The organism is Tomitella cavernea (assembly GCF_016599145.1).
GTDB classification, from domain to species: Bacteria; Actinomycetota; Actinomycetes; order Mycobacteriales; family Mycobacteriaceae; genus Tomitella; species Tomitella cavernae.
Window position 1 is genome coordinate 14,005 of record NZ_JAENKO010000042.1, and the last position, 26,503, is coordinate 40,507.

24 protein-coding genes are annotated in these 26,503 nt (G+C 71.6%); 10 read left to right on the forward strand and 14 right to left on the reverse strand.

All coding sequences use genetic code 11. The features are described 5' to 3' along the window. The first annotated feature begins 17 nt into the window (after positions 1 to 17). From JJ683_RS14035 to JJ683_RS14070, 8 genes are all read left to right on the forward strand, one after another. On the forward strand, positions 18 to 695 hold the full coding sequence (locus JJ683_RS14035) for a DUF6218 family protein (RefSeq protein ID WP_200175033.1): 678 nt from the start codon (positions 18 to 20) through the stop codon (positions 693 to 695). Positions 696 to 751: 56 nt separating this feature from the next. Next, on the forward strand, positions 752 to 1,687 hold the full coding sequence (cysK, locus tag JJ683_RS14040) for a cysteine synthase A (RefSeq protein WP_200175034.1): 936 nt from the start codon (positions 752 to 754) through the stop codon (positions 1,685 to 1,687). A 5-nt stretch (positions 1,688 to 1,692) separates the two neighbouring features. After that, positions 1,693 to 2,295 (forward strand): serine O-acetyltransferase EpsC, encoded by a 603-nt coding sequence (gene epsC, locus JJ683_RS14045; RefSeq protein ID WP_372435307.1) that lies wholly within the window; start codon positions 1,693 to 1,695, stop codon positions 2,293 to 2,295. A gap of 38 nt (positions 2,296 to 2,333) precedes the next feature. Then, positions 2,334 to 3,470, forward strand: a complete 1,137-nt coding sequence (locus tag JJ683_RS14050; RefSeq protein WP_200175036.1) for a flavin-containing monooxygenase — start codon at positions 2,334 to 2,336, stop codon at positions 3,468 to 3,470. Between the two features lie 465 nt (positions 3,471 to 3,935). Continuing rightward, entirely contained in the window at positions 3,936 to 8,591 is a 4,656-nt protein-coding gene (gene gltB, locus JJ683_RS14055) for a glutamate synthase large subunit (RefSeq protein WP_372435304.1), read from the forward strand. Next, complete coding sequence (locus JJ683_RS14060; protein ID WP_200175038.1) at positions 8,584 to 10,089, forward strand: glutamate synthase subunit beta; 1,506 nt, start codon at positions 8,584 to 8,586, stop codon at positions 10,087 to 10,089. Before gltB ends, JJ683_RS14060 begins: the two co-directional genes overlap by 8 nt. Positions 10,090 to 10,415: 326 nt before the next feature. Continuing rightward, positions 10,416 to 11,273 carry a cutinase family protein gene (locus JJ683_RS14065; RefSeq protein WP_242474719.1) on the forward strand — a complete coding sequence of 286 codons (858 nt, stop codon included), beginning with the start codon at positions 10,416 to 10,418 and terminating at the stop codon, positions 11,271 to 11,273. A gap of 27 nt (positions 11,274 to 11,300) precedes the next feature. Then, a complete protein-coding gene (locus tag JJ683_RS14070; RefSeq protein ID WP_200175042.1) occupies positions 11,301 to 11,546 on the forward strand; it encodes an RNA-binding S4 domain-containing protein in 246 nt (81 codons plus the stop codon). On the opposite strand, the gene JJ683_RS14075 is transcribed toward JJ683_RS14070, so the two are convergent. The 11 genes from JJ683_RS14075 to JJ683_RS14125 all read right to left on the reverse strand — a co-directional run bounded on the left by JJ683_RS14075 (position 11,483) and on the right by JJ683_RS14125 (position 21,554). Next, entirely contained in the window at positions 11,483 to 12,157 is a 675-nt protein-coding gene (locus tag JJ683_RS14075) for a TetR/AcrR family transcriptional regulator (RefSeq protein ID WP_200175044.1), read from the reverse strand. The genes JJ683_RS14070 and JJ683_RS14075 overlap by 64 nt on opposite strands. After that, on the reverse strand, positions 12,154 to 13,044 hold the full coding sequence (locus JJ683_RS14080) for an SDR family oxidoreductase (protein WP_307810942.1): 891 nt from the start codon (positions 13,042 to 13,044) through the stop codon (positions 12,154 to 12,156). Before JJ683_RS14080 ends, JJ683_RS14075 begins: the two co-directional genes overlap by 4 nt. After that, positions 13,041 to 14,228 (reverse strand): NADH:flavin oxidoreductase, encoded by a 1,188-nt coding sequence (locus JJ683_RS14085; RefSeq protein ID WP_307810943.1) that lies wholly within the window; start codon positions 14,226 to 14,228, stop codon positions 13,041 to 13,043. The genes JJ683_RS14080 and JJ683_RS14085 overlap by 4 nt, the downstream gene beginning before the upstream one ends. A 140-nt stretch (positions 14,229 to 14,368) precedes the next feature. Beyond that, positions 14,369 to 15,283 (reverse strand): ferredoxin family protein, encoded by a 915-nt coding sequence (locus JJ683_RS14090; RefSeq protein WP_200175046.1) that lies wholly within the window; start codon positions 15,281 to 15,283, stop codon positions 14,369 to 14,371. Continuing rightward, positions 15,280 to 16,500 (reverse strand): alanine racemase, encoded by a 1,221-nt coding sequence (locus tag JJ683_RS14095; RefSeq protein ID WP_200175048.1) that lies wholly within the window; start codon positions 16,498 to 16,500, stop codon positions 15,280 to 15,282. Before JJ683_RS14095 ends, JJ683_RS14090 begins: the two co-directional genes overlap by 4 nt. Continuing rightward, a complete protein-coding gene (rraA, locus tag JJ683_RS14100) occupies positions 16,497 to 16,988 on the reverse strand; it encodes a ribonuclease E activity regulator RraA (RefSeq protein WP_200175050.1) in 492 nt (163 codons plus the stop codon). The genes JJ683_RS14095 and rraA overlap by 4 nt, the downstream gene beginning before the upstream one ends. A gap of 141 nt (positions 16,989 to 17,129) precedes the next feature. Then, positions 17,130 to 17,318 (reverse strand): hypothetical protein, encoded by a 189-nt coding sequence (locus JJ683_RS14105; protein WP_200175052.1) that lies wholly within the window; start codon positions 17,316 to 17,318, stop codon positions 17,130 to 17,132. A 68-nt stretch (positions 17,319 to 17,386) separates the two neighbouring features. Continuing rightward, positions 17,387 to 18,976, reverse strand: a complete 1,590-nt coding sequence (locus JJ683_RS14110) for an LCP family protein (RefSeq protein ID WP_200175054.1) — start codon at positions 18,974 to 18,976, stop codon at positions 17,387 to 17,389. Between the two features lie 293 nt (positions 18,977 to 19,269). Then, complete coding sequence (locus tag JJ683_RS14115) at positions 19,270 to 20,133, reverse strand: alpha/beta fold hydrolase (protein WP_200175057.1); 864 nt, start codon at positions 20,131 to 20,133, stop codon at positions 19,270 to 19,272. A gap of 120 nt (positions 20,134 to 20,253) precedes the next feature. After that, positions 20,254 to 20,646, reverse strand: coding sequence for a DUF5313 family protein (locus JJ683_RS14120; protein WP_200175059.1), 393 nt, complete (start codon positions 20,644 to 20,646; stop codon positions 20,254 to 20,256). 122 nt (positions 20,647 to 20,768) lie between these two features. After that, positions 20,769 to 21,554, reverse strand: coding sequence for a MerR family transcriptional regulator (locus JJ683_RS14125; RefSeq protein ID WP_200175060.1), 786 nt, complete (start codon positions 21,552 to 21,554; stop codon positions 20,769 to 20,771). Between the two features lie 170 nt (positions 21,555 to 21,724). On the opposite strand from JJ683_RS14125, the gene JJ683_RS14130 reads away from it, so the two are divergent. Beyond that, positions 21,725 to 23,278, forward strand: a complete 1,554-nt coding sequence (locus tag JJ683_RS14130) for a succinic semialdehyde dehydrogenase (protein ID WP_200175061.1) — start codon at positions 21,725 to 21,727, stop codon at positions 23,276 to 23,278. Between the two features lie 96 nt (positions 23,279 to 23,374). On the opposite strand, the gene JJ683_RS14135 is transcribed toward JJ683_RS14130, so the two are convergent. Continuing rightward, entirely contained in the window at positions 23,375 to 23,632 is a 258-nt protein-coding gene (locus JJ683_RS14135; RefSeq protein WP_200175062.1) for a hypothetical protein, read from the reverse strand. A 395-nt stretch (positions 23,633 to 24,027) separates the two neighbouring features. Between JJ683_RS14135 and JJ683_RS14140 the strand changes: the two genes are divergently transcribed. After that, positions 24,028 to 25,047 carry a beta-ketoacyl-ACP synthase III gene (locus JJ683_RS14140; RefSeq protein WP_200175063.1) on the forward strand — a complete coding sequence of 340 codons (1,020 nt, stop codon included), beginning with the start codon at positions 24,028 to 24,030 and terminating at the stop codon, positions 25,045 to 25,047. Positions 25,048 to 25,123: 76 nt separating this feature from the next. Here the strand turns inward: JJ683_RS14140 and JJ683_RS14145 are convergent, their stop codons facing one another. Next, positions 25,124 to 25,711, reverse strand: coding sequence for a copper resistance CopC family protein (locus JJ683_RS14145; protein ID WP_372435306.1), 588 nt, complete (start codon positions 25,709 to 25,711; stop codon positions 25,124 to 25,126). A gap of 2 nt (positions 25,712 to 25,713) precedes the next feature. After that, positions 25,714 to 26,382, reverse strand: a complete 669-nt coding sequence (locus JJ683_RS14150; protein WP_200175066.1) for a YcnI family copper-binding membrane protein — start codon at positions 26,380 to 26,382, stop codon at positions 25,714 to 25,716. Positions 26,383 to 26,503: the final 121 nt, after the last annotated feature.

Genomic DNA, 26,503 nt, shown 5'->3' on the forward strand with positions numbered 1-26,503 from the left:
GCCGATACGATGCGGGCATGACCGCTGAGCACGCCGCGACCGCAGACGCCGACCGGACGGACCCGGACCTCGCCCGTATCGTCCGCGACACGGTCGCCGTCGTGGACGCGCCGGAACAGGACGGTACGGCCGTGGCCGTCTGGCACATAGACGTGGGCCCGGACATCGGCCTGGCACGTCCGTGCGGCGCGTGGCTGCTGGACGGAGACGACAACGGGGACCAGGTACGGGCCCTCGTCCGCGGCCGCAGGATCCTGGCCACCGCGGCGGGCGCGCGCGCCCTGGCGAGCCTGCACCCGGAGATCGACGGCTGGATCGACGGCGACGCGACGGTGCGGGGCGTGCACGACGAGATCGACGCGTTGCAGCAGGCGTTCGAGCAGCATCTGCGGGAGACCGGCCGCAGTTTCGTCGCGCCGGGGTGGCCGCAGGTGCCCGCGGGGCTCGACCCGGACGCGTCGGCCGTCCTGCAGATGGCGGCGGACACGACGGGGGGCGACGACGGGACCGGGGCGGCGCTCGCGCTCAGCCGCCGTCTCGCGGATCTCGCCGACACCTGGCAGAAGGTGGAGAGGCAACGGCTGGCCAGGCAGTTCTTGCGGGGCCGCGGCGGCGACGCCCACCGAGCGCTGCCCGTCGCGCTGCGCCCCGGTGGGCGGTCCGCAGGTGAGGGTGCGGCCGCCGGGAAGGATTGACGGCGCAGGGGGGTTGTCCGAAGAGACGCTGGTTTCTCCGCACGAGAGGATTCGACATGGGCAAGATCCATAGCAACGTCACCGAGCTGGTCGGCGGGACGCCACTGGTGCGGCTGAACCGGCTCACCGACGGGGCGGGCGCCACCGTCGTCGCCAAACTCGAATTCTTCGGCCCGGCCAACAGCGTCAAGGACCGGATCGGCGTGTCCATCGTCGACGCGGCGGAGAAGGCCGGCGACCTGCGTCCCGGCGGCACGATCGTCGAGGGCACCAGCGGGAACACCGGCATCGCACTGGCCATGGTGGGCGCGGCCCGCGGCTACAAGGTGGTGCTGACGATGCCGGACACGATGTCCACCGAGCGCCGGATGATGCTGCGGGCGTTCGGGGCGGAGATCGTGCTCACCCCCGGTTCCGAGGGCATGAGCGGCGCCCTCGAGAAGGCGGAGGAGATCGTCGCCGCCACCGACAACGCCATCCTCGCGCGCCAGTTCGCCAACCCCGCCAACCCGGACATCCACGACGCGACCACCGGCGAGGAGGTGTGGGCGGACACCGACGGCGAGGTCGACATCTTCGTCGCCGGCATCGGCACCGGCGGCACACTCACCGGCGTGGGCCGCAACCTCAAGCGCCGCAAGCCGGAGGTGCGCGTGGTAGGAGTGGAGCCGGTCGACTCGGCGATCCTCAACGGCGGTGCCCCCGGTCCGCACAAGATCCAGGGCTTGGGAGCCAACTTCGTGCCCGAGGTGCTCGACCGCGAGGTGTACGACGAGATCATCGATGCCGGATTCGAGGACTCGGTGCGGGTGTCCCGCGAACTCGCGACCCGCGAGGGGATCCTGGGCGGCATCTCCGCGGGGGCGAACGTGTGGGCGGCGCTGGAACTGGCCAAGCGACCGGAGAACGCCGGCAAGCTCATCGTCGTCGTCGTCCCCGACTTCGGCGAACGCTACTTCTCCACGCCGCTGTTCGACCACATCCGGGAGTGACGGCGGTGGGGCTCACCGGATTGCGGGGCCTGTCGGTGGCCGTACGCGAGGACCTGGCCGCGGCACGGTCGCACGACCCGGCCGCGCGCGGCGACCTGGAGAACGCGTTCGTCTACTCGGGCCTGCACGCTATCTGGGCGTACCGCGCCGCGCACGCGATGTGGCGGAGGCCGGGGCTGCGAGCGCCGGCACGCCTGCTCTCGCAGCTGGTGCGCGGGCTCACCGGCATCGAGATCCACCCGGGCGCGCGGATCGGCCGCCGCTTCTTCATCGACCACGGCATGGGCGTGGTGATCGGCGAGACCGCGGAGATCGGCGACGACGTGATGATCTATCACGGCGTCACCCTGGGCGGCACGTCGCTGGAACGCGCCAAGCGGCACCCCACGCTGGGCGACCGGGTCACCGTCGGCGCGGGCGCGAAGATCCTGGGCCCAGTGACGATCGGGGCGGACAGCGCGGTGGGCGCCAACGCGGTGGTCACCCGCGACGCCCCGGCGGACTCCATCGTCGTCGGCATCCCCGCGCAGGCCCGCGCCCGCAAACCCGCGCAGCATGAGCCGCTGGTCGACCCCACCAGCTATGTCGATCCGGCGATGTACATCTGAGAGGCCCGCACGGTCGACTGCGCTGTACATTCGGGACCGTGGAGAAACACGCCCGGGTGGCCGTCATCGGCGCGGGGCAGGCGGGACTCTCCGCCGCCCACCACTTGATCCGGCGCGGGCTGAACAGGGACCGGCTGGTGGTCCTCGACGCCTACCCGGGCCCCGGTGGGGCGTGGCGCCACCGCTGGCCTTCCCTCACGCTGAGCACCGTCAACGGGGTGCACGACCTGCCGGGCATGCCGTTCACCGAGGTACTCGACGCCGGGCAGGACCCGTCGTCGGTGCCGGCGGCGGAGGCGGTGCCGCGCTACTATTCCGCGTACGAGGAGCGCGAGGGCATCGCCGTGCGCAGGCCGGTGCGTGTCCACTGTGTGAGTGGCGGCGGGGTGAGCGACGGCGCCGACGAACGGTTCCGCATCGAGGCCATCGGCCCGGACGGCGTTATGGAGGCCTGCGTCGACGGGCTGGTCAACGCCACGGGCAGCTGGGAGCGTCCGTTCATCCCGCACTATCCGGGCGCGGAACTGTTCCGCGGGCGGCAGATGCACACCAGGGACTACCGCGGGCCCGACGAACTGGCGGGGAAGCGGGTCGTCGTCGTGGGCGGCGGCATCTCCGCGGTGGACATCCTCGCCGAGGTATCGCAGACGGCGGACACGCTGTGGGTGACGCGCACCCCACCGCGGTTCTCCGACGAGCCCTTCACGGCGGAGGTCGGCCGGCGCGCCGTCGCCCGGGTGGAGGACAGGGTGCGGCGCGGCCTGCCCCCGGGCTCGGTCGTCTCCGTGACGGGAATCCCGTGGAACCCGCGATACCGCGACGCGCAGCGGCGGGGAGCGCTGCAACGTCGCCCCATGTTCACCTCGATCACCGAGCACGGGGTGCGGTGGGCGGACCCGGCCTGCGACGAGCATGCCGACGTCATCGTGTGGGCCACGGGATTCCGCAGCGCGCTCGACCACCTGGCGCCGCTGCGGCTGCGCGGACCGGGCGGTGGGATCACGATGACCGGCCGGCTCGCGACGCGGGTTGCGGGGCGCCCCCGGCTGCATCTGATCGGTTACGGGCCGTCGGCCAGCACCATCGGCGCCAACCGGGCGGGACGCGCGGTGGCGGCGGAGCTGCTGGAGGCACTGACGATACCGGTTTCCGATGGTCCGGGTTCCGATGAGTAGGACTCCGGCGCGGAGGGTGCGCGACGCCGGTTAGGTTCCGTCGTAGGAAATCGGGCCGGGGAGGGGCGGCCGCCGAGGACCGCGCGCACGCTGGCCGTAGCTGATTACTCGCTACGGCCAGCTGTTTTCCTGAGGGGCCCGGCGCGCTGCGGATCACACCCGCGGAATTTGCCTCGTCGGCCGTCGCGGCTGCTATGATTGTTGTGGCTTTCCTTCGGCTATGTCCATTGGGTATTCCGGGAAACGTCAGCACACTGGTCAACGTCGCCCAGTGGGGTCGGTGGTCGGCGCGCAATTCTGCTGCGCGCGGCCGGACGAGTGTGCCTATCTTTCTTCCCTCATCGGTCGAGGTTCTCTCGTCCCCGGGTGCCCAGCCCCGGTGACCAGCCCGCCGGATCTTCGAGATTCCGCGCGTCGTCCACCTGACCTGCTGAAACACCAGTACGCAGCGAGAAGGGAACGACGATGGGACAGTCGACGGGAACAATGCGGCCCGGACGGACGGGGTTGTACGACCCCGCCCACGAGCACGATGCCTGCGGCGTCGCCTTCGTCGTCGACATGCACGGCAGGCGCAGCCGGGACATCGTGGACAAGGCGCTCACCGCCCTGGCCAACCTGGAGCACCGGGGTGCCGCCGGCGCGGAGGCCACCAGCGGCGACGGCGCCGGCATCCTCCTCCAGGTGCCGGACGCACTGCTGCGCGCGGTGGCCGGCGTTGCGCTGCCCGCGGCGGGCGAATACGCCACGGGCATCGCGTTCCTCCCCGACGACGCCGCCGAGGCGGACGCCGCCGCCGCGCGCGTCGACGCAATCGCGGCGGAGGAGGGCATGACTGTGCTCGGCTGGCGCGAGGTGCCGGTGGACCCGTCGAGCCTGGGCGCCATGGCACGCTCGGCGATGCCGTCGTTCCGGCAGGTGTTCCTCAGCGGAACCCGCGAGGCGCCGCTGGCCGGCATGGACCTCGAGCGGCGGGCGTACGTGGTGCGCAAACGCGTGGAGCGAGACAACCCCGACGGTGCGGTGTACTTCCCCAGCCTGTCGGCGCGCACCCTGGTCTACAAGGGCATGCTCACCACGCCGCAGCTGCCGGAATTCTTCACCGACCTGCGCGACCCGCGGATGGAGAGCGCCCTGGGCCTGGTGCACTCGCGCTTCTCCACCAACACGTTCCCGTCCTGGCCGCTGGCGCACCCGTTCCGCACAGTGGCGCACAACGGTGAGATCAACACGGTGATCGGCAACGAGAACTGGATGCGGGCGCGCGAAACCCTCATCGACACCGCGGTGTTCGCCCGCCCGGGGGCGGCCGGTGCGACGCCGGACATCTTCCCCACCTGCACGCCGGGCGGTTCGGACACCGCACGGTTCGACGAGGTGCTCGAGCTGCTGCACCTGGGCGGGCGCAGCCTGCCGCACGCGGTGCTGATGATGATTCCGGAGGCCTGGCAGCACCACGAGGGCATGGACCCCGCGCGCAGAGCCTTCTACGAGTACCACTCAGCGTTGATGGAACCGTGGGACGGTCCGGCGTCGGTGGCCTTCACCGACGGCACGGTCATCGGCGCGGTGCTCGACCGGAACGGCCTGCGTCCCAGCCGCGTCTGGGTGACGGACGACGGACTGGTGGTCATGGCGTCCGAGGTGGGCGTCCTCGACATCGACCCGGCGCGGGTGGTGCGCAAGATGCGCTTGCAGCCCGGCCGGATGTTCCTGGTGGACACCGGGCGCGGGAGGATCGTCGACGACGACGAGATCAAAGCCGAGCTGGCGGCGGAGCACCCGTACCGCGAGTGGATCGAGGAGAACGTCGCCCACCTGGCCGACCTGCCCGACCACCCCTACAAGTACATGCCGCATGAACGGGTGGTGCTGCGCCACCAGGTGTTCGGCTACACCGAGGAGGAGGTCTCGCGCCTGATCCGGCCGATGGCGGTCACCGGCGCGGAGGCGCTCGGTTCGATGGGGACGGACACGCCCATCGCGGTGCTCTCGGACCGTCCACGGATCCTGTTCGACTACTTCGCCCAGATGTTCGCGCAGGTGACCAACCCGCCCCTGGACGCGATCCGCGAGCAGCTCGTGACCAGCCTCGCCTCGGGCATCGGGCCGGAGGGCGACCTGCTGCACGCCGCCCCGGAGTCGACCCGGCGCATCGTGCTGTCCAACCCGATCCTCGACAACGACGAGTTCACCAAGCTGGTGCACGTCAACAACCCGGACGGCAGCGGTGACGATCTGCACGGCGAAGGCGGGGGCGGGCGGTTCCCCGATTTCCGCAGCGTCGTGGTCCGCGGCCTCTACAAGGTGGCCGACGACGGCGAGGGGCTGCGCCGCGCGCTGGAGGACGTGCGCCGGCAGGTCTCGGATGCCATCGCCGACGGCATCGGCATCGTGGTGCTCTCCGACCGCGAGTCCGACGAGCATTGGGCGCCGATCCCGTCGCTGCTGCTCACCGCGGCGGTGCACCACCACCTGGTACGGGAACGCACGCGCACCCGGGTGGGCCTGGTCATCGAGTCCGGTGATGCGCGCGAGGTCCACCATATGGCGATGCTGGTCGGCTACGGCGCCGCCGCGATCAACCCGTACATGGCGTTCGAGGCGATCGACGAGTTGCACCTGCGCGGCGACCTGCCGGGGCTCACCCGCGACGAGGCGGTGGCCAACTACGTCAAGGCCGCCGGCAAAGGCGTGCTCAAGGTGATGAGCAAGATGGGCATCTCCACCATCGCCTCCTACACCGGTGCGCAACTGTTCGACGCCGTGGGGCTCTCGCAGGAGCTGGTCGGCGAGTACTTCCCGGGCACCAGCTCGCGCATCGGCGGCATCGGCCTGCCGCAGATCGCCGCGGACGTGGCGCGCCGGCACGCACTGGCGTTCACGGACCGGCCCACCGAGCGCGCGCACCGGGAGCTCGAGGTGGGCGGCGACTACCAGTGGCGCCGCGAGGGTGAATACCACCTGTTCAACCCGGACACGGTGTTCCTGCTGCAGCACGCCACCCGCACCGGGCAGTACCGCGTGTTCAAGGACTACACGAAGAAGGTCGACGACCAGTCCGAGAGGCTCGCCACGCTGCGCGGCCTGCTGCGGTTCCGCGAGGGTGCCCGCCCGCCCGTGCCGCTCGACGAGGTGGAACCGGTGAGCGCGATCGTGCAGCGGTTCTCCACGGGCGCGATGAGCTACGGTTCGATCTCGGCCGAGGCGCACGAGACGCTCGCCATCGCGATGAACCGCCTGAAGGCGCGCTCCAACTCGGGCGAGGGGGGCGAGGACGCCGCGCGCTTCACCCCCGACGCGGGCGGAGACCTGCGCCGGTCGGCCATCAAGCAGGTGGCGTCGGGCCGGTTCGGCGTCACCTCGCACTACCTGAGCAACTGCACCGACATCCAGATCAAGATGGCGCAGGGCGCCAAACCGGGCGAGGGCGGCCAGCTGCCGGGCGGCAAGGTGTACCCGTGGATCGCCGAGGTGCGGCATTCGACGCCGGGCGTCGGCCTGATCTCGCCGCCACCGCACCACGACATCTATTCGATCGAGGATCTCGCACAGCTGATCCACGACCTCAAGAACGCGAACCCGCAGGCGCGCGTGCACGTCAAGCTGGTCTCGCAGCTGGGTGTGGGCACGGTGGCCGCGGGCGTGTCCAAGGCGCACGCCGACGTCGTCCTCATCTCCGGACACGACGGCGGCACCGGCGCCGCGCCGCTCACCTCTCTCAAGCACGCGGGCGGCCCGTGGGAGCTGGGCCTGGCCGAAACGCAGCAGACGCTGCTGCTCAACGGCCTGCGCGACCGCATCTCGGTGCAATGCGACGGCCAGCTCAAGACGGGCCGCGACGTGATGATCGCGGCGCTGCTGGGCGCCGAGGAGTTCGGTTTCGCCACGGCCCCGCTGGTGGTCTCCGGCTGCGTGATGATGCGCGTGTGCCACCTCGACACCTGCCCGGTGGGCATCGCCACGCAGAATCCGGCGCTGCGGGAGCGGTTCACCGGCAGCCCCGAGTTCGTCGTGAACTTCTTCGAGTACATCGCCGAGGAGGTGCGCGAGCTGCTGGCGCAGCTGGGCTTCCGGACGCTCGAGGAGGCGGTGGGCCAGGTCGGGATGCTCGACACGGCAGCCGCAGTGGAGCACTACGGCTCGGCCGAGCACTACAAGGCCGGCGCGCTGGACCTGAGCCCCATCCTGGAACCGGTGCTGGGCGGCTCGCTGTACCCGAACCAGGATCTGCACTGCACCCAGGCGCAGGACCACGGGCTGGACAAGGCCCTCGACAACACGCTGATCGCGCAGGCGCGCGCGGCGATCGACGGCGGCGGGCCGGTGCAGATCACCACCCCGATCACCAACGTGAACCGGACGGTGGGCACCATGCTCGGCCACGAGGTGACGTTGGCGCACGGGGCGCAGGGACTGCCCGACGGCACGATCGACATCACGTGCACCGGCTCGGCCGGCAACAGCTTCGGCGCGTTCGTTCCGCGGGGCGTGACGCTGCGGCTGTCGGGCGACGCCAACGACTACGTGGGCAAGGGGCTCTCCGGCGGGCGCATCGTGGTGCGGCCCCCGGCCGACGTCCCGGAGACATTTCGCGCGCAAGACAACGTGATCGCCGGCAACGTGCTCCTCTACGGGGCCACCGGCGGCGAGGCGTTGATCCGCGGCCTGGTGGGCGAGCGGTTCTGCGTGCGCAACTCGGGCGCGACCGCCGTCGTCGAGGGCGTGGGCGACCACGGCTGCGAATACATGACCGGCGGCAAGGTCGTCGTGCTCGGGCCCACCGGGCGCAACTTCGCGGCGGGCATGTCCGGCGGCGAGGCGTTCGTCTACGACCCGGACGGCGCGCTGCCCGCCAACCTCAACGACGAGATGGTCGAGCTCGAGGACGTCGACGACGGCACGGCGGACGCCGACTGGCTCCGTGGACTGCTGGTGCGCCACCACGTGGAGACCGGCTCGGAGGTGGCCGAGTACGTGCTCGCCAACTGGCCGGGAGTGCTGGCGCACTTCGTCAAGGTGATGCCCCGCGACTACAAGCGGGTGCTGCAGGCCATGGAGCGCGCGCAGGCCGAAGGAACAGATGTGAACGACGCGATCATGGTGGTGTCCAATGGGTGATATCCGAGGCTTCATGAAGTACGAGCGGTCCGTGCCCGCGCGTCGCCCCGTCCCGCTGCGGCTGATGGACTGGCGCGAGGTCTACGAGCCGTCCGACCCGGACGCGCTCAAGGTCCAGGCGAGCCGGTGCATGGACTGCGGCGTGCCGTTCTGCCACGACGGATGCCCGCTGGGCAACCTCATCCCCGAGTGGAACGAACTGGTCACCAAGGGCGACTGGCGCGCGGCGAGCGAGCGGCTGCACGCCACCAACAACTTCCCCGACTTCACGGGGCGGCTGTGCCCGGCGCCGTGCGAATCGGCCTGCGTGCTCGGCATCAACCGGGATCCGGTGACCATCAAGCAAGTCGAGCACGACATCGTCGACGTCGCGTTCGACGAGGGCTGGATCAAGCCGATGCTGCCCGCGAAGTCGACGGGCAAGCGGGTGGCGGTGGTGGGCTCGGGCCCGTCGGGGCTCGCGGCCGCGCAACAACTCACCCGCGCCGGCCACGATGTCACGGTGTTCGAGCGGGCCGACCGCATCGGCGGGCTGCTGCGCTATGGCATTCCCGAGTTCAAGATGGAAAAGCACCATATCGACCGCCGGTTGGCGCAGATGGCGGCGGAGGGCACGCGCTTCGAGACGAACGTGAACGTGGGCGGCGGCGAGGACGGCGCGCTGCCGGTGGAGCAGTTGCGCGAGCGGTTCGACGCGGTGGTGCTGGCGGTCGGCTCCACCGTGGGCCGCGACCTGCCCGCGCCGGGCCGCGATCTCGACGGTGTCCACCAGGCGATGGAATACCTGCCGCATTCCAACCGGGTGCAGGAGGGCGACGTCACCGTGCCCGCGATCGACGCGAAGGGCAAGAGCGTCGTCATCATCGGCGGCGGCGACACGGGCGCCGACTGCCTGGGCACCGCGCTGCGTCAGGGCGCCGCGTCGGTGCACCAGTTCGAGATCATGCCGCGGCCGCCGCAGACGCGTGCCGATGCGACGCCGTGGCCCACCTACCCGCTGATGTACCGGGTGTCGTCCGCGCACGAGGAGGGCGGCGAACGGGTGTTCTCGGTGAACACCGAGGCGTTCGTCGGCGACGGCGGCGGAAAGCTCACCGGGCTGCGTTACCACGAGGTGGAGTCGGTGGACGGGACGTTCCGGAAGGTCGAGGACACCGATTCGGTGCTCGACTGCGAGCTCGTCCTGCTGGCCATGGGGTTCACGGGACCCGAGCGCGACGGGCTGCTCGACGGGCTCGGCGTGGAGTACACGGCGCGCGGCAACGTGGCGCGCGGCGCGGATGCGGGCGAGACCTGGTCCGGCGGCAGCGACTGGGCCACCAGCGCCGACGGCGTGTTCGTGGCCGGCGACGCGGGCCGCGGACAGTCGCTGATCGTGTGGGCGATCGCCGAGGGGCGTTCGTGCGCGGCGGCCGTCGACGAGTACCTGACCGGCGCCACCGACCTGCCCGCGCCGGTGCGCACCACGGACGTGGCGATGCGCGCTCCCGCCGTGTAGCCGGGAACGCGTAGCCGGGAGGGCGTAGCCGGGAAGGCGTAGCCGGGAAGGAGCCGTGTAGTCCGAACGGCGGAATCGGCGCGACGAAAGCGGGACACCGTCGCAATGCGTCGGGCCGGAGATATATCCTGACTATGCTTGGTGCGGGCTGTGACGCGGATCGCATGAAACTGTTCGCAGCCCGCCGCGTTCGGGTGTATGGAGGAATATCGATGCGTCTACGGCGTGGAGCGGATTCGAGCGGGACTGCGGCACGGGGGCCACGTGCGCGTACGTGGGCCGGCCGTGCGGCGGCTCTGGGCGCTACGGCGCTCGGTGCGGCCGCGATGGTCGTCGGCACCGGCGGAGTGGCCTCCGCGGCGCCTGCCGGGTGCGTCTCGCTCGACGTGATAGCCATCCCCGGCACGTGGGAGACCAGCGACAACGGTGCGCCGGGCGGTTCGCCGGGCATGCTCGGGGCGGTCACGTACAACCTGCCGTCGAACATGCGCGCAGATTATGTCTCCTACGCGGCCACCGCGTTCCCCTGGGAGTCGAAGGTCTACGGCGCGTCCAAGCACGAGGCGATCACCAATGCCGGCAACCTGATCGGTGACATCGCTGCGCGCTGCCCCGACACCCGCTTCGCGCTCATCGGCTACAGCCAGGGCGCGGACGCGGCGGGCGACCTGGCCGCGCAGATCGGCCACGGCAACGGTCCGGTGCCGGCGAGCAAGGTGGCGGCGGTCGGCCTCATCTCGGACCCGCGGCGTTCGGTCTTCGACAACCTCGTGGGCCCGCCCGTCGTCGGCAACGGATCCGGCGGGGCACGCATCGGTGGCTTCGGCGCGCTGGGCGACGACGTGCGCACCTTCTGTTCGCCCGGAGACCTCTACTGCGCGGCGCCGCCCGGCGACTTCATGGCGCGGATGGCCGGGTACCTGGTGCAGCAATCCGATCCGGGATCCTCGGAGCGGGACCGGTACAAGCCGGAGGGGGTCGCGCTGTACGACGCGATCATGGAGGCCGGGGGCATCCCGACGCTCGGCCAGCAGATCTCCGAGGTCACCTTGTGGGCGCACATCGACAAGTACAAGGACTTCCTCGACTCGGGCATCCACCAGGACTACACGACGTTCCCGGTGACCTCGGACGGCACCTCGGCGACGCAGTGGCTGCGCAGCTGGCTGATCAGCAAGGCCTGACCGGGCCCGGCGTGCGCGGCCGCGTCCATGCGCGATGATGGTGCCGTGAGTGAATCCGACGCACCCGCGGTGCCCATCCGCGACGCCGCCATCCGGCTGGGCCAGTTCCTCAAACTGGCGAACCTGTTGGACAGCGGGGCCGAAGCCAAGCAGGTGATCGCCGAGGGCGAGGTGGCAGTGAACGGCGAGACGGAGACCCGGCGCGGCCGTCAGCTCCGCGACGGCGACGTGGTCTCCGTGTTCGGCACGGAGGCGCGCGTGGAGGGGCCCTGACCGGACCACCCGACGGCCGCCGTCAGCAGCTCGGTGATGCGCGCGAGCAGCTCCGGCGAATCGTCCTCCACCGCGATGGTGCTCGTGAACAGCGCCGCGCCGGCGGCCATCGCGAGCACAGCGCGGGCGTCCAGGTCGGCATCCGCGTGCCCCGTCGGCCCGGAACCCGTCTGCCGCTGGGCCGTCTGCCGCTGGGCGTACAGTGCCGCCGCGGGCCCGCCGAAGCCCTGCCAGAGCGCCGCCCGCAGCCGGTCGTTCTCGCGCAGCGCGGTGAGCAGGCCCGGCACCGCGGCCCGGACGTCGGGGCGGTGGAACAACTCGTGGCTTCCGCGCACCACCCACCCGACCCAGCCCGCCAGGTCGGTGCCCTCGAACGGGCCCAGGTCCGGCTCGGCGCCCAGCACCGCGTGCAGTACCAGCTCTGCCTTGGTGGACCAGCGCCGGCTGATGCTGGCGCGGCCCACACCCACCCGCGTGGCGACCGCCCGGATGCTCAGCGCCTCCCAGCCCGCCTCCGCCAGGAGATCGCGCGTGGCCTCGAGGACGCGCGCGTCGATCGACGCATCGCGCGGCCGGCCGGCGGGCCGCTCCGGTGCCCCGTCGTCGGTCACCGGGTTCCGCCCCGAAGGAACGTGCGCAGGTAGCCGGGCAGGCGCCGCGCGGGAACGGGGCGCGGCCAGTCGTCGGGGCGGACCAGCGCGTCGGTGCCGCCGTCGACGAACACGATGCTTCCGCACTGGAAGTCCGCGGCGTCGGTGAGCATGAAGCATGCCCATTGCGCGAGGGAGTCCGGCGCGCCGAATCCTCCGACGGGGATGGGGAACCTGCGGACGGCCTTGCCCTCGAGCGGGTCGTCGAGCTGTTGCTGCAGGAGCGGGGTCAGGACGGCTCCCGGGGCGAGCGCGTTGAGGCGGATCCCGGCGCCCGCCCACTGCGGCTGCACTGCGGTGCGGCGCACCCATCGGCTCAGTGCGATCTTCGAGGCCGCATACACCACCGCGGGGCGCCCGGGGCCGAGCAGGCGGGTGGCGCGCAGGGCCTTGTCGACGTCGCCGGCCAGCAGCGCGCGCACGGCGCGGCCGGGCACAAGCGGTGTCGTCGTCGCGGAGTTGCTGGCGATCACCACCGCCTTGCCCGGGCGCCCGGCGGCGAGCGCGGGCTGCCACTGTGCGAGCAGCTCCACCGCGCCGAGGTAGTTGACCTCGGCGATGAGCCGCGGATGCCGGCCGCCGCCGACGGGACCGACACCGGCGGCGAGAATGGCGCCGGCGAGCTCACCGCCGGCGATGTCGAGGACCTGTGCCGCCGCGGCGCTCCGGCCCGCCGGGGTGGCGAGGTCGGCGGTCACCTCGGAATCCAGGCGGCCGGTGGTGTGCAGGTCGACTCCGATGACGCTGTGCCCCTGCGCGCGGAGCAGGTCGGCCGTGGCCCGCCCGATGCCGGACGCCGAGCCGGTGACGGCGTAGGTGCCCGGCCGCGTGGGCACGGCCGCCGTCACGATGCCGCCAGCACGCAGCGGGTGCGCGAGTAGATGGTGGGCATGCAGCGGTTGCAGTGGATGCACAGGGACCGCGTGCGCTGGTCGGCCTCCACCCGGCGGATCAGGTCCGGCTCGCGCAGCAGCGCGCGGCCCATGGCGACGAAGTCGAAGCCCTCGCCCATCGCGCGGGTCATGCCCGCGTAGTCGGTGACCCCGCCGAGAAGGATGAGCGGCATGGACAAGGCCGCGCGGAACTGCCGTGCCTGTTCGAGCATGTAGAGCGGCTCATAGGGGTAGGTCTTGAGGAAGAACCGGCCGACGGCGCGCAGCCCCGCGCGCTGCGGCTGCGGCATCGCGGCGGCGAATTCGCGCACCGGCGCGTCGCCGCGGAACAGGTACAGCGGGTTCTTCAGCGAGCTCCCGCATGTGAGCTCCAGCGCGTCGAGCGTGCCGTCCGATTCGAGCCACTGCGCCACCCGCAGCGATTCGTCGAGCCAGAAGCCGCCGGGCACGCCGTCGTCCATGTTGAGTTTGGCGGTCACCGCGATCTCGTCGCGCACCTCGTCGCGGACGGCACGGGCCACCTGCCGGGCCACCCGGGCCCGGTTCTGCAGCGATCCGCCGTACTCGTCGGTGCGCTTGTTGAGGGCGGGGCTCAGGAACGCACTGGTGAAGTAGTTGTGGCCGAAGTGGATCTCCACCGCGTCGAATCCGGACTCGATCGCGATGCGTGCGGCCCGGGCGTGGTCGGCGGTGATGCGGCGGATGTCGGCCCGGGTGGCGGCGCGGGTGAGGCGGAGGCTGAGCGGGCTGAGCTGATTGCTGGGCGCGAGGGCCTTGGCCCGGTTGGACCGGGCGTTGGCGACGGGGCCGGCATGCCCGATCTGGGCGGAGGCCTTGGCGCCCTCGACGTGCACCGCGTCGGTGAGGCGGCGCAACCCGGGGACCGCCTCGGGGCGCATGAAGATCTGGTGGCGGTCGGTGCGGCCCTCGGGGGAGGCGGCGCAGTAGGCGACGGTGGTCATTCCCGCGCCGCCGGCCGCGACCGTGCGGTGGAACGCGATGAGGTCGTCGGTGACCAGGGCGTCCGGGGTCATCCCCTCGAACGTGGCCGCCTTGATCGTGCGGTTGCGCAGGGTCAGCGGGCCCAGGCGCGCGGGCGCGAAGACGTCCGCCCCGTCCTCGGTGCGCGGTGTTGTCACGGATCCCCCTCCCGCGGCGCGGGCCGCCCCGTGCCGCATTGCGATGCCAGTGGAACCGAAATCTAGCACGGGGCGGAATCTCGCGCGGTCGAGGGACTGCATCCAGTGGACATGTGATGGTGACGGCGGCAAGGCACGCGTCAGAGCGGGGTGACCGCCTCGACGCGCACCGCGGCGACGGCCTTGGGGGCCGCCCCGCAGCTGGACGTGCGCGGCGCAAGCGGCTCGGTGCGCGTGGCGATGCGCCACTGGCGTCCGTCCCGGTGGGCGACGGTGCGCGAGTCGGGTCCGTCGCTGTGGACCACCAGCGCGTTCAACGGAACACGCTCGGCCGCAAGGCGTTCACGTACGGCGAGCTCGGCGGCCTGGCCGGGCTGGTCCCAGCAGCTGCGCCCGCGCAGTCCTGCCGTCGGAAGCGTGCCGCCGGCGATGCCGCGCACGGCGGCCTCCGCCTCGTCCGCGCCGACGCGCCCGTAGGAGTAGCCGGTGGGCAGCACGATCATCGACGGCGCGAACCGGTGCCCGCCCGTGTGCGAGCACTCCCAGACGTGCTCTGCCGTCGGGTGCGGTGCGCCGGCCAGCGTTGCGGCGATGGGGCGCCCGTCGATCGCACAGCACACGTCGCGGCGGCCGTGCGTGCACACGAGGGTGACTGGATCTGTGACGGCGTGCCCGGGCGGCGTCGCGGCGGGATCGGTGGCCCAGGTGAGGTCGACGTCGAGCAGGTCGCGGGGCGTGTCCACTGTGAGCCGCGCGCACTGCACGCGGTCCGGGTGCGAGCGCGCAAGATAGACGGCGCGTCCGGTTCCGGCGTCGCCAGCGGGACGCCCCGGGCGGCGGATGAGCATCAGCCGGGTGCCGGCGTCGTCGACGCGGGCCTTGAGCAGCGCGGTGAGCTCGTCGCCGAACGCCGTGCCGTCGAAGATGTCGCGCCCCCACGGCGCCGGATGCTCCAGGCACAGCCACGCGCCGACGTGCGTGGCGGTGCCGCGGAGCGGTTCGTCCAGCGCGGAGATCTGCGAACAGCGGAGTGGGTCCGCTGCAGGAGTGGTCACAGGAAGCAGTGTCCCTCACCGCGGTAGGTGCGGGTGACCTCGAGTACCTCGCCGCCGCGCACCATGTGGATCTCGTTGAACCGCTCGAGCAGTTCGCCCGACTTGGCGTGCCGCAACCACACGCGGTCGCCGAAGCGCAGCGCGCCCGCCCCGTGCAGCGGCGTCTGCACCTCGCCGGCGCCCTCGTCACCGTCGAACGAGAGTCTCTCCGGCAGCGAAGGCGCGGGTGCGCGGTCCGGTCCCGGCACGCCCGAGGCGATGTAGCCGCCGCCGAGGATCGTCGCCACCGTGGGCAGCGGCTTGCGGACCACGGGCATGGCGTAGGCGACGGCGGGTTCGAGGCGTAGCGAACGGTAGCGGTCGAACAGCAGGGGGTCGAACAGGCCGGAGCCCGCCGACAGTTCGGTGGCCGCGCCCACGGCGGAGGTGCGCTGCAGGCTGCCGGAGCCGCCGCCGTTGACCAGCTCCAGTGGTGCGGCGTCGTGCTCGGCCAGTGTCGACTCGATGGCGGCGAGCACCAGCGGCAGGCGCCGGGCGATCTCGCGCAGCGACGCGGCCTGCATTCCGCGCACCGCCAGCTGCCGCAGTGGCCGGCCGGGGACGATGTCGCCGACGCCCGCGATGTGGCCCTCGTAGGCGAGTACCGAGGTGAGCTCGACACCCTTGGTGCGGCAGGCGAGGGCCGTGAGCTCCGCGGCCTGCTGTGGGGTGCGCACGGGGGAACGCTTGGGGCCGATCCTGGCGAGCCGGCCGCCCAGGGGCCACCATCCCAGGTCGATCTCCGCGCACACGGGAACGGTCTGCCCCATCGCGTGCGCGGCGATGAACCGGATGTGCTCGGGCGAGTCGACGAGCAGGCGGATACGGGAGCCGGTGGCCTGGGAGGTTTCCACCACGTGTTCCACGGCGGCGCCGTCGGCGGTGGGGTAGGCGACGAGGATGTCGTCGACCCCCGCCTGCGCCAGGTGGCAGGCCTCGTCGGGCGTGAATGCGAGCACGCCCCGGAACCCGGGGTGTTCGCGCAGCACGTGGGAGATCAGCTCGGTGCAGCGGATGGACTTGCTGGCCAGACGGATCGGCAGCCCGCCGGCCGCAGCGACGAGGAAGCGCGCGTTGGCGTCGAGCGCGTCCAGGTCGACGGCCGCCAGCGGCGCCGTGACGGAGGCGGTGGCCGCGTCGAGCCGGCGCAGGCTCGCGGTTCCCCCGGTGACGCTCATTCTTCGCGGACCACGATGCCGTCGTCGTCGCTGTAGAGCATCTCGCCGGGGACGAACTCGACCCCGCCGATACGGACGACGAGGTCCCGGCGGCCCGCGCCGGTCTTGCCGGACTTGCGGGGGTTGGTGCCCAGCGCCTTGCAGCCGATGTCGAGGGTGCGGATGATGGCCGAATCGCGGATGGCCCCGTTGACGATGAGGCCGGACCACCCGTTGTTCATGCCCAACCCGGCGATGACGTCGCCGACGAGGGCGGTGTGCACCGAGGCGTCGCCGTCGATCACCAGCACGCCGCCGTCGCCCGGCTCGCCCAGGACCTTCTTGAGCAGGGCGTTGTCCTGGAAGCATGAGACGGTGGTGATGCGTCCCGAAAAGCGCGTGCGGCCGCCGTGCTGGGTGAACTGGGTGTCGCAGCTGCGCACCTCCGGGCCGATCTCATCGACCAGGTCGGCGGTGGCGGGCACGTCGGGTAGGGCGGCTTCGGTCATGGAGTACTCCCCGTCTCGCGTCGGTGCGCACCGGGCACGCGCGCCCGGGCTCGATGGTGACGCGTCAACTCTAAGGCTAAGTCTGCGTGGACGAACGATCAAGACGAGCGATCAAGACAGCCGATCAAGGGTGTGGGGTGCTCAGTGCGAGTAGTCGCGGAAGGTCATCGCGGCGCCGAGGACGCCGATGATGAACAGGACGGTGTACACCGGAATCTGCACGGCCTTGCCCACGTCCGTCGTGGCCACCACCGCGCCGACCACCATGACCCCGATCATCATCGCGATCCCGTAGAACGGGGTGCGCTGGGGGTGATCGCCGCGTGCCATGACTCCAGTGTGCGCCGGTGCGGGCGGCCGGCGCAGGCCGCGGCCGCGCCGCGGGCGGCGTGTCGGACCTACTTCACGCACGGCACGCCGCCCGCAGCGATCTGCGAAAGATCCGTCGGCTGCGGATCCTCGCTCGTGGACAGGGCCTCCCGGGGCGCCGGACCGCCCGCGTCCGGATCCGACTGGTCCGGCGTCGCATCGTCGCTGAATTTCTGTCTCAACGTAGCCGGAGCGGACGCGGTCAGATGCCGGGCCACGGGATTGTTCACGAGGTCCAGACCGGCGATGAACTGGAGAGACCCGGGCGCGATGGCCGCGTCCTCGGTGACGTCGTCGATCCCGAGGTAGTCGGCCAGCGACCGGGCGTCGGCGCGTTCGCCCGGCGCGAAGTGGACGGCGGAACGGTGCTGCACGGCGTCAGCCGTGGTCGCCGCGCCGGGCTCGCCGCCGTACGGGGACGCCTCGGCGGCGAGCCCGTCGGCGAGAGCGCCGGCGAGCCCGTCGATCCCGGTGGCGTTGGCGACGTCGATACGCGTCGCCGACACGTCCAACACCGTGCGCGAAGTCCCGGCGTCCAGGCCAGGGGGATCCTTCGCGCCTGCGTCCGGTCCGGCGGCAGGGGGCTGGAGCAGTAGGGCCACGGTGCGGCGGATCTCGGCGGTATCGACCGTGTTGACCTCGGAACCGTCGTCGAGGGTGGCGAACCCCGTGATCGGCAGCGTGTAGGACTCGACCGTCGCCGGGTCGATCGACGACGCGAGAGCGAACGCCCCGGCGAGGTCGAGGTTCTTGTCCAACGTGAGATGCGAGCGCGCGATGTCCGTCAGACGGCCGCGTGCCCCGGAATCGGTCACCAGGTTCTTCCCGCCGAGCTGCTTCGCCACCGACAACAGGAACGCCTGCTGACGCCGGCTGCGATCGATGTCGGTGAAGTTGAGGGCCGGGTTCACATCGCGGCGCTGGCGGACGAAGGCCATCGCCTGGGCGGCGTCGATCTGCTGTTTTCCGGCACGGAAGTCCGCGCCCGAAAACGGATCGTAGGTGTCCTGCTGCAGGCACACGGTGATCGGCTCGACCGTGCGCGCGAGCTCGTAGAAGGCACCCATGGTGACCTCGACGAAGTTGTCGATCGGCACGTCGCCGAGGAACCGGGACACGGTGGCGGTGACCGACTTGCGGCCGGCCTCCCGGGCACCCCGTTCCAGCGCCGCGCCGTCCTGGGATTGTTCGTGCGCGCCGCGGTACTCGGAGAACGCGTGGCCGTACGATTCCTTGATCTTCGCCTGACAGACGCCGTCCGGGCACCCGGGGATCTCGACGTAGTCATCACGCGGAATGCCGATGAGCTTCGCCCGGCCGTCCGCGCCTACGTGGACCAGCATGAGCGTGTTCGCGTTGTAGCCGCCGACGCTCTCGTCGCCCGCGTGGATCCGGTCGTACACCTCCTGCGGCAGCGGCTTCCCGTCCTTGTCGAGGCGGCTGTCGAGCCCGATGATGAGGATGTTGCGCTCTTTCCCCTCGGATGCGGACACGCCGTCGAGGGCATCGGAGGTGGCGATCGCGCCGTTGATGTCGTTCCACTGCCACCAGGCGACGCCGGTGCCCAGCAGCACGACCGCCGACGTGCAGGCCGTGATCAGGCGCGTCGCTGCGAACACGGCGCCACCGCCGCGGCGCGTGGCGGTGCGGCTTCGCCGGGGGCTGCGGGTTCGGCGGGGGGCGAGGGTTCGGCGGGCCCGTGCGGCGCGGTGCCGACCTGTTCCGCCGCGACTGGCAACCTGAGGCGGGGGGACGTACTCCGCCCGCCGCGTCGGATCGACGCCGTCTTCCGTCACAGTTGAGGCGCCCTTCTCGTCTCCCGCCCGGGACCATGAACCACGGCAAGAGTACGGGGCGACGCGGCGAGCGCACCCCGAGGGGGCGCCCGCCCTCCCGCGCTCAGGCCCCGCCCTCAGCCCTCGCGGGTGAAGTACTCGAGCACCAGCCGGTTGAACGACTCGCGCTGTTCGATCATCGCCCAGTGCCCGCAGTTGCTGAACACGTGCAGCTCGGCGTCGGGCAGGTGCCGGTAAGCGAAGTGCGCCCCCTCGTACGGCAGCATCCTGTCGTCGCGGCCCCAGATGAGCAGAGTCGGCTGGGTGATGCCCTCCGCGCGTGCCCACAGGGGGAGGGTCTTGAACTCGGGATTGAAGATGGAACCGAAGATCCCCATCGTCTGCGCGATGACGCCGGGCTCGAGGGCGCGACGGGTGCGGTCGGCGATGAGCTCGGGGGAGACTACGTCGCGATTGCCCACCATCGTGTCCACCCAGGCCTCCATGGCCTCCTCGGACGGGTTCTTGAGGAAGTCGAACAGCCGCCGCGACCCCTCGCTGGGGTTGGGTGCGAAGAGGTTCTCGGCCAGCCCGCCCGGGCCCATCAGCGCCATGCGGCGGACCCTGCCCGGGGTGGCGAGGGCGGCCTCGCAGGCGACGTTGCCGCCCATCGAGTTGCCGACGATATCGGCCTTCTCGATGCCCAGCTCGTCGAGCAGCGCGGCGACGGCCTCGGCGGCCACGCGCGGGTAGGCGGCGTCCCACTCGAGCGCGGGGCTGCTGCCGAACCCGGGCATGTCGAGGATGATCGTGCGCCGCTGCTCGGCGAACGCGGCGAAGTTGCCGGAGAAGTTCGACCAGCCGTTGACGCCGGGGCCCGAGCCGTGCAGGAACAGGACCGGGGTTCCCGGCTTGTCCGCGCCGGCCTCGTTGTAGTGCAGCTCGAATCGTCCGGCGGTGATTGTGCGGGTCGTGCTGTCGAAGTCGGTCTGCTCGCTCACTGAGGTGCCTTCCCGGTGGATCCCTGCCGATCGGCGGATTGCCGAGTCGCATCGTGCGCCATTGGAACATGTTCCATTCGGCGCTGGGCAGGGTGGTGACCCGATCAGGAGGAGGACGCGTCAGCGTCCGAACCGGTCCTCGTACTCGCGGCGCAGCGCATAGTCCTTCTCGTGCGCCCACCAGTCGGCCAGATCGGGGTCCAGGCCGTGCACCTGCAGTCGGTGGCGGCGGTAGACGCGCCCCAGGACGAAGGAGAAGTACACGAACGGCAGGAAGATCGGCAGTGTCATCCCCACGTGCACGAACAGGCTGGCGGGGATCAGCCACATCAGGCCCAGGCCCACGAACGCGGGCAGGATCAGGCGGATCGCCATCCGGAAGTTCGCGCCCGGCCCTCCCAGGTCGCGAATCACCCACTCGCGGTACTGGGGCGGCAGGACCTTTCCGTAGGAGTAGGCGATGTACTGCCAGAATCCGGGCCGCTCGCGCGCCGTGCGGGGACCGCCGTCCATGTGCATCGTTCCTGTCGTCGGCGGGCCCGTCAGCGGCGGACCCCCTCACATCGAGGATATACGGCGGAGCCGATGCGCGGCCGCCCGCGCCGGAATGCGCTGCGCGCGGGCGGCAGGCCCACTCAGGCGGGCGCTTCGGCGTTCGCGAGGATCACGTCGCGCAGGTACTGCGCCAGCCCGGGCGCGACGTCGTCGTAGTGCTTGCGGAATCGTTCGTCTGCGATGTACATCTCCGCCAGGCAGCACTGCATCTCGTGCGAGCAGTCGTAGAATTGCTCGATGCCCGCCCGGTGCCGCTCGGCCAGCGCGTTCGCCCGCTCCCCGCCGGCGGGCGCCCCGTCGGCCATGGCCGCGGCCAGGTCCGCCTCGAGCGCATCCGTCTCGGTCTTGATGCGCCTCCAGTCGTCCTTGGTGTACCGGGCTGCACGCTGTTCCGACTGCTTCCATGCGTCGGTGCCGCCCCAGCGCTCCTGCGCCTCCGCCTCGTACTCGTCGCCCAGCCAGTCGTCGCCGAACACCTCGCGCTGTTCTTGCGGGGTGAGCTGAATGCCCATCGTCTTCGCCTCCATCATCGTGTCCACGGCCGTAGCCATCTGCTGCAAACGCGCGATCCGCTCGTCGATCAGTCGGCGCTGCCGCCGCAGGTGCACCATGGCGTCGGCATCCGGGTCGTCGAGCAGGCTGCGGATCTGCTGGAGCTCGAATCCCACCTCGCGGTAGGTGAGCACCCGGTGCAGCCGCTCGATGTCCGGCGCCGTGTACACGCGGTACCCGGCGGCCGTGCGTGCGCCGGGCGAGGCCAGGCCCACCTGGTCCCAGTGGTGCAGCGTGCGGACGCTGACCCCGATGAGGCGGGCCGTGGCTCCGACGGTGAGTTCCGCATCCCGGACGGGCGTTTCGTCGTTCACGGGTCCCACCTTCCGGCCTCCCGCCGCGTGAGGGTCAAATGTCGGTGCGCGGACGGTTCCACGGTAGGCCGGGCCGGGCCGCAGCGGCGGGATTCGCGGCCCCGCGGCTGTCTGTGACCGCGGGTAGTGTGTGACGCACAGAACCGAGACGGTGAACCGGAGGGGAACAGATGCCCGCGCCCACCAAGGAGACGTTCGCGCGTCTCGCCAAGCTTGTCGCCATCGACGCAGCAGATCAGCGGCCCACGAGGGACATCGCGGAGGTGTTCACGGGCCGCACGCTGGCGACGATCCCCGTCGGCACGGCGGACGACGCCCGGGCCGCGGTCGAGCGCGCCCGGGTGGCGCAGCGGCTGTGGGCCCGCCGCAGCCCCACGCAGCGCGCGGAGGTGTTCTTCCGCTACCACGACATGGTCCTGGCCCACCGCGACGCGCTCATGGACATGGCGCAGGCGGAGACGGGCAAGTCGCGCGCATCCGCGCTCGAGGAGGTCCTCGACATCGCGATGACCGCCCGCTATTACGCGCGCACGGGACCCAAGACGCTGAAGAGCCGCAGGGTGCCGGGCATGATCCCCGGCGCCACCAAGACGCAGGTCCACTACCAGCCCAAGGGTGCGGTGGGTGTGATCTCGCCGTGGAACTACCCGATGACGCTGGCGGTGTCCGACGCGGTGGCCGCGCTTATGGCAGGCAATGCCGTCGTGCTCAAGCCGGACAGCCAGACGCCTTACTGCGCGCTGGCGTGCGTGGAGCTGCTCTACCGGGCCGGGCTGCCGCGCGACCTGTTCGCGGTGGTCCCCGGGCCGGGGTCCGTGGTGGGCACCGAGCTGGTCGAGACCACCGACTACCTCATGTTCACCGGCTCCACCGCCACCGGCAAGCACCTGGCGGAGCAGGCCGGCCGGCGGCTCATCGGGTACTCGGCGGAGCTGGGCGGCAAGAACCCCATGATCGTCACCGCGGGCGCCGATCTGGGCAGGGTGGCGGAGGCGGCCACCCGCGCGTGCTTCTCCAATTCCGGGCAGCTGTGCATCTCGGTCGAGCGCATCTACGTGGAGCAGGCCGTGGCCGACGAGTTCACGCGCGTGTTGGCCAAGCGGGTGCAGGCGATGACGCTGGGCGCCGGATACGCGTTCGGCACCGAGATGGGCAGCATGATTTCGAAGAGCCAGCTCGAGACCGTCACCCACCACGTGGAGGACGCTGTGGGCAAGGGCGCCACGGTGGTCGCGGGGGGCAATGCGCGCCCGGACCTGGGCCCGCTGTTCTTCGAGCCGACCCTGCTCACCGGGGTGACCGCGGAGATGGAATGCGCAGCGGGGGAGACCTTCGGGCCGCTCGTGTCGATCTACCCGGTGACCGACGTCGAGGACGCGATCGCGCGCGCCAACAACACCGAATACGGCCTCAACGCCAGCGTGTGGGCCGGATCGGCGGCCGAGGGCGAGGCCATCGCGCAGCGCCTGCGCGCCGGCACGGTCAACGTCAACGAGGGCTACGCGCCCGCCTGGGGAAGCACGGCGGCCCCGATGGGCGGGATGGGCGATTCCGGCGTGGGGCGCCGGCACGGGGCCGACGGCCTGCTCAAGTACACCGAGCCGCAGACGGTGGCCACGCAGCGGGTGACGGGCATGGCGGGCCCGGCGTGGATGCCGCCCAAGGTGTGGGCCAAGACGCTGCCGGTGGCCATCAAGGCGCTGAGCTACGTGCCCGGACGCTGATCCCGCCGCCGAGCCGGGGTCTACCGGTGCTCGCGCTGCGGTGCGGCACCGCGGAACCACCGACTCGGCGTGGAAGAAGGGCGTCAGTCCGGGTGGTCAGTCCTCGCCGGCGTCGTCCCCGGCGCGGCGCCGCGCCCGCATCAGCAGCACGACCGCCAGCACGCCGCCCAGGATCGCCGCGAGGATCATCGGCATGAGGTTCGACTCGGGCGCCTCGTAGCTCTCATATGCGGGGGCCGGGCGCTCGGTCGGCGGCGTGGGCTCGGTCGCGGGAAGGGGCGCAGGTTCCATTTCCGCGGGCAGTGCGTGGCGCGGGCCGGACGACTTCCGGGGCGTTCCTTCGCTCTCGGCCATAAGCGTCTCCTGTCTCGTGGCTGGGCTGTCCGGTCGACTCGGCTGTCACGGTGCGGGGCCGCCCGGCTGCAGGGCGCTGCGCCGTCGGCCAGTTCGCGTCGTGCCATCGAACACAACCTGTCGACCACAACATACTGTGTCGTCGGACACGGCCGGAGAGGACGTCGGGCCCAACCTATCGTGCACAGGGGCCGCGGCGCGGCGGTACGGGCGCGGTGGGCCCATCCCCGGTGCAGGGGCGGAGACGGCGTAATGTGACGGCCAACCTCATCCGCCGATGGCTCCGGCGCCCGGTCCGCCGGGACGGCGCCACCGATTCGCGCGCCGCGGGGGCACACGTTGCCGTGCCCGGTCCGGCGCGGCGAGTCTGAGCACGAAAGATCGGAACACACTCGATGACCGCTGAAATCACGCCGACCACGGGCAGCCACTCGGCGATTCTGAGCTTGGGCGTCTACCGGCCCGAGCGTGTCGTCACCAACGAGGAGGTCTGCAAGACGATCGACTCGACGGACGAGTGGATCCGCACCCGGTCCGGCATCCGGTCACGCAGGTTCGCAGGGCCCGGTGAGACGTCGGTGACGATGGCCACCTCGGCCGGCCGCAAGGCCATCGCTGCGTCGGGGCTCGACACCGAGCAGATCGACTGCATCATCATGGCCACCTCCTCGCATTACAACCAGACGCCGCAGGCGGCCACGCTGGTGGCGGACGCGCTGGGCCTGCCGGGGCCGGGGTCGTTCGACCTCAGCGCCGGGTGCGCAGGATTCTGCCACGGGCTGGCGGTGGCCGCCGACCTGGTCCGGGCCGGCAGCTCCCGGCACGTGCTGGTGATCGGCGTCGACCACATGAGCGTGGGCCTGGACATGACCGACCGAACCTCGGCGTTCATCTTCGGCGACGGCGCGGGAGCCGTGGTCGTCGGACCGTCGGACACGCCGAAGATCGGTCCGGTGGTGTGGGGCTCGGACGGCGGCCAGGCCAATGCCATCCGCCAGGAGCCGTCGTGGATGGACATCGTCAACAGCGGCGACTACGAGCGCCCGTCCCTGCGGATGGAGGGACAGTCGGTGTTCCGCTGGGCGGCGTTCACCATCGGCAAGGTGGCCAAGGACGCGCTCGACGCGTCCGGGGTGGGCGTCGAGGACCTCGACGCGTTCGTCCCGCACCAGGCCAACCAGCGCATCAACGAGCTGATCGTGCGCGGCCTCAAGCTGCCGGAGACGGTCCCCGTGGCGGACGACATCATCGAAACCGCCAACACGTCGGCCGCCTCGGTGCCGCTGGCGATGGAGAAGATGCTGCGCGAGGGGCAGGCGCCGGCGGGCGGCCTGGCGCTGCTCGTCGGGTTCGGCGCGGGCCTGTCCTACGCAGGCCAGGTGGTGCGGCTTCCCGAAGCGCCGGTCGAGTCCTGACGGCGCACGCCTTCAGTTCCTGAAAACGCCTGTGCGGCGGGTCCGTCTGGACCCGCCGCACAGACGTTCGTCGAGTTCAGTCGTCGTCGCCGGGGCTGCGCAACGCGAACCACAGCCCGCCGCCGAACAGGACGACCGCCGGGATGACGAACCACCACCACTGCACTCCGCCGCCGGAATCCGACCCTTCGTCGGTGTCGGAGGCGTCGGCCTTGGGGCCGGGCGTGCCGTCGCCGGGCTGCGTCAGCTCGAAGCTGCGCGTGTAGCCGACGACGTGGCCGTCGGCCGAGGTCACCTTCACCGCCACGGTGTACGTGCCCGCGGGCCCGAGCGCACCGACGGGGACGGAGATGGTGTTGCCGGACACCGTCGGCTCGCTCCGCGACCACAGGTTGCCGTCCGGGCCCACCACCGTGAGGTTGGCGTAATCGGGCGAGATCGCCTCATTGAACGTGAGCGTCACCCGGTCCGGCCCGGCGTCGACCGCGGACCCGTCGGGCGGGCTCATCTCGATGATCGCCGAGTGCGCGGAGGCGACGCCGGCTCCGAGCGTGGCGGCGGCCGCGGCCAAGAAGACCGCGAGCATCGCCGCAGCCGCCGACCGTCGCGTGCCGCGCCGGCGCCGCTCCGGCGCGGTGCGGCCCGGAACTGCTCTCCTGCCCATCGTCATGACCTCCTGCGGACGATGTTGCCGAGAGCGAGCGCCAAGGCCAGGGCGCCGAGCACCAGGCCGGCCCCGCCGAGCCACCGGGCGACGGAGTCGTCGCCCGGCCCCGCATCGTCCGCCTCCGTATCCGCTGTCGCGGATTGCCCGCCGTGCGCATGGCTGCTCTCGGCGGACGCGGGTTCGAGGGTGAGGGACGGCGCCGGATGCTCGGGCTCCGTACCGTCCGCCGCCCGCTGCTGGTCCCATTCGACGACGGAGCCGTCGGAATAGGTCTGCACGGCGGGGAAAACCACCGTGGCCGAGTCCGGCAGCGGTCCGGCGGATACGCGGAACTCGCCGAACTGTCCGGGGCCCACCTCCACGCCCGGATCGGCCGTCCACGTCACGGAGGTGGCCAGGGCGGATTCGGGGTCCTTGGTCACCGCCGAGTGCCAGCCGGGCATCGGCTCGGTGCGCGCCGAACGCAGGCCGGGGAGCGTGACGGTGAGCCCGGTGGTGCCCGCGGTGTCGGACTCGGTGGGCACCCGGAACGTGAGTACCTCGTAGCCGCCTTGCGTCGCCCCCGGGGCGGAGACCGTGACGTGTGCCGCGGCCAGCCCGGAGCCGGCCAGCGCGAGTGCGCCGATCATCGAACCGGCGCACAACGCGCGTCGTGAGAAAACCTTCATCGTGCGAAATCCTTCTTTCTTCTGCGCGCCCGCAGTCTGCCATCGGGCGCGCGCGACGTCGCGCGGCGTGACGTCCGGCGAGGCGCCGGTCACGCCGCGGAATGCGGATGTCGGGGGGCGG

Bases quoted from the DNA above. Each gene is read 5' to 3' on its own strand.
- JJ683_RS14130 (WP_200175061.1), top strand. From the start codon at position 21,725: ATGCCCGCGCCCACCAAGGAGACGTTCGCGCGTCTCGCCAAGCTTGTC.
- JJ683_RS14135 (WP_200175062.1), bottom strand. From the start codon at position 23,632: ATGGCCGAGAGCGAAGGAACGCCCCGGAAGTCGTCCGGCCCGCGCCAC.
- JJ683_RS14070 (WP_200175042.1), top strand. From the start codon at position 11,301: ATGCGCGATGATGGTGCCGTGAGTGAATCCGACGCACCCGCGGTGCCC.
- JJ683_RS14145 (WP_372435306.1), bottom strand. From the start codon at position 25,711: ATGGGCAGGAGAGCAGTTCCGGGCCGCACCGCGCCGGAGCGGCGCCGG.
- rraA (WP_200175050.1), bottom strand. From the start codon at position 16,988: ATGACCGAAGCCGCCCTACCCGACGTGCCCGCCACCGCCGACCTGGTC.
- JJ683_RS14060 (WP_200175038.1), top strand. From the start codon at position 8,584: ATGGGTGATATCCGAGGCTTCATGAAGTACGAGCGGTCCGTGCCCGCG.
- cysK (WP_200175034.1), top strand. From the start codon at position 752: ATGGGCAAGATCCATAGCAACGTCACCGAGCTGGTCGGCGGGACGCCA.
- JJ683_RS14120 (WP_200175059.1), bottom strand. From the start codon at position 20,646: ATGGACGGCGGTCCCCGCACGGCGCGCGAGCGGCCCGGATTCTGGCAG.
- JJ683_RS14150 (WP_200175066.1), bottom strand. From the start codon at position 26,382: ATGAAGGTTTTCTCACGACGCGCGTTGTGCGCCGGTTCGATGATCGGC.
- JJ683_RS14065 (WP_242474719.1), top strand. From the start codon at position 10,416: ATGGTCGTCGGCACCGGCGGAGTGGCCTCCGCGGCGCCTGCCGGGTGC.
- JJ683_RS14095 (WP_200175048.1), bottom strand. From the start codon at position 16,500: ATGAGCGTCACCGGGGGAACCGCGAGCCTGCGCCGGCTCGACGCGGCC.
- JJ683_RS14035 (WP_200175033.1), top strand. From the start codon at position 18: ATGACCGCTGAGCACGCCGCGACCGCAGACGCCGACCGGACGGACCCG.
- JJ683_RS14105 (WP_200175052.1), bottom strand. From the start codon at position 17,318: ATGGCACGCGGCGATCACCCCCAGCGCACCCCGTTCTACGGGATCGCG.
- gltB (WP_372435304.1), top strand. From the start codon at position 3,936: ATGGGACAGTCGACGGGAACAATGCGGCCCGGACGGACGGGGTTGTAC.
- JJ683_RS14140 (WP_200175063.1), top strand. From the start codon at position 24,028: ATGACCGCTGAAATCACGCCGACCACGGGCAGCCACTCGGCGATTCTG.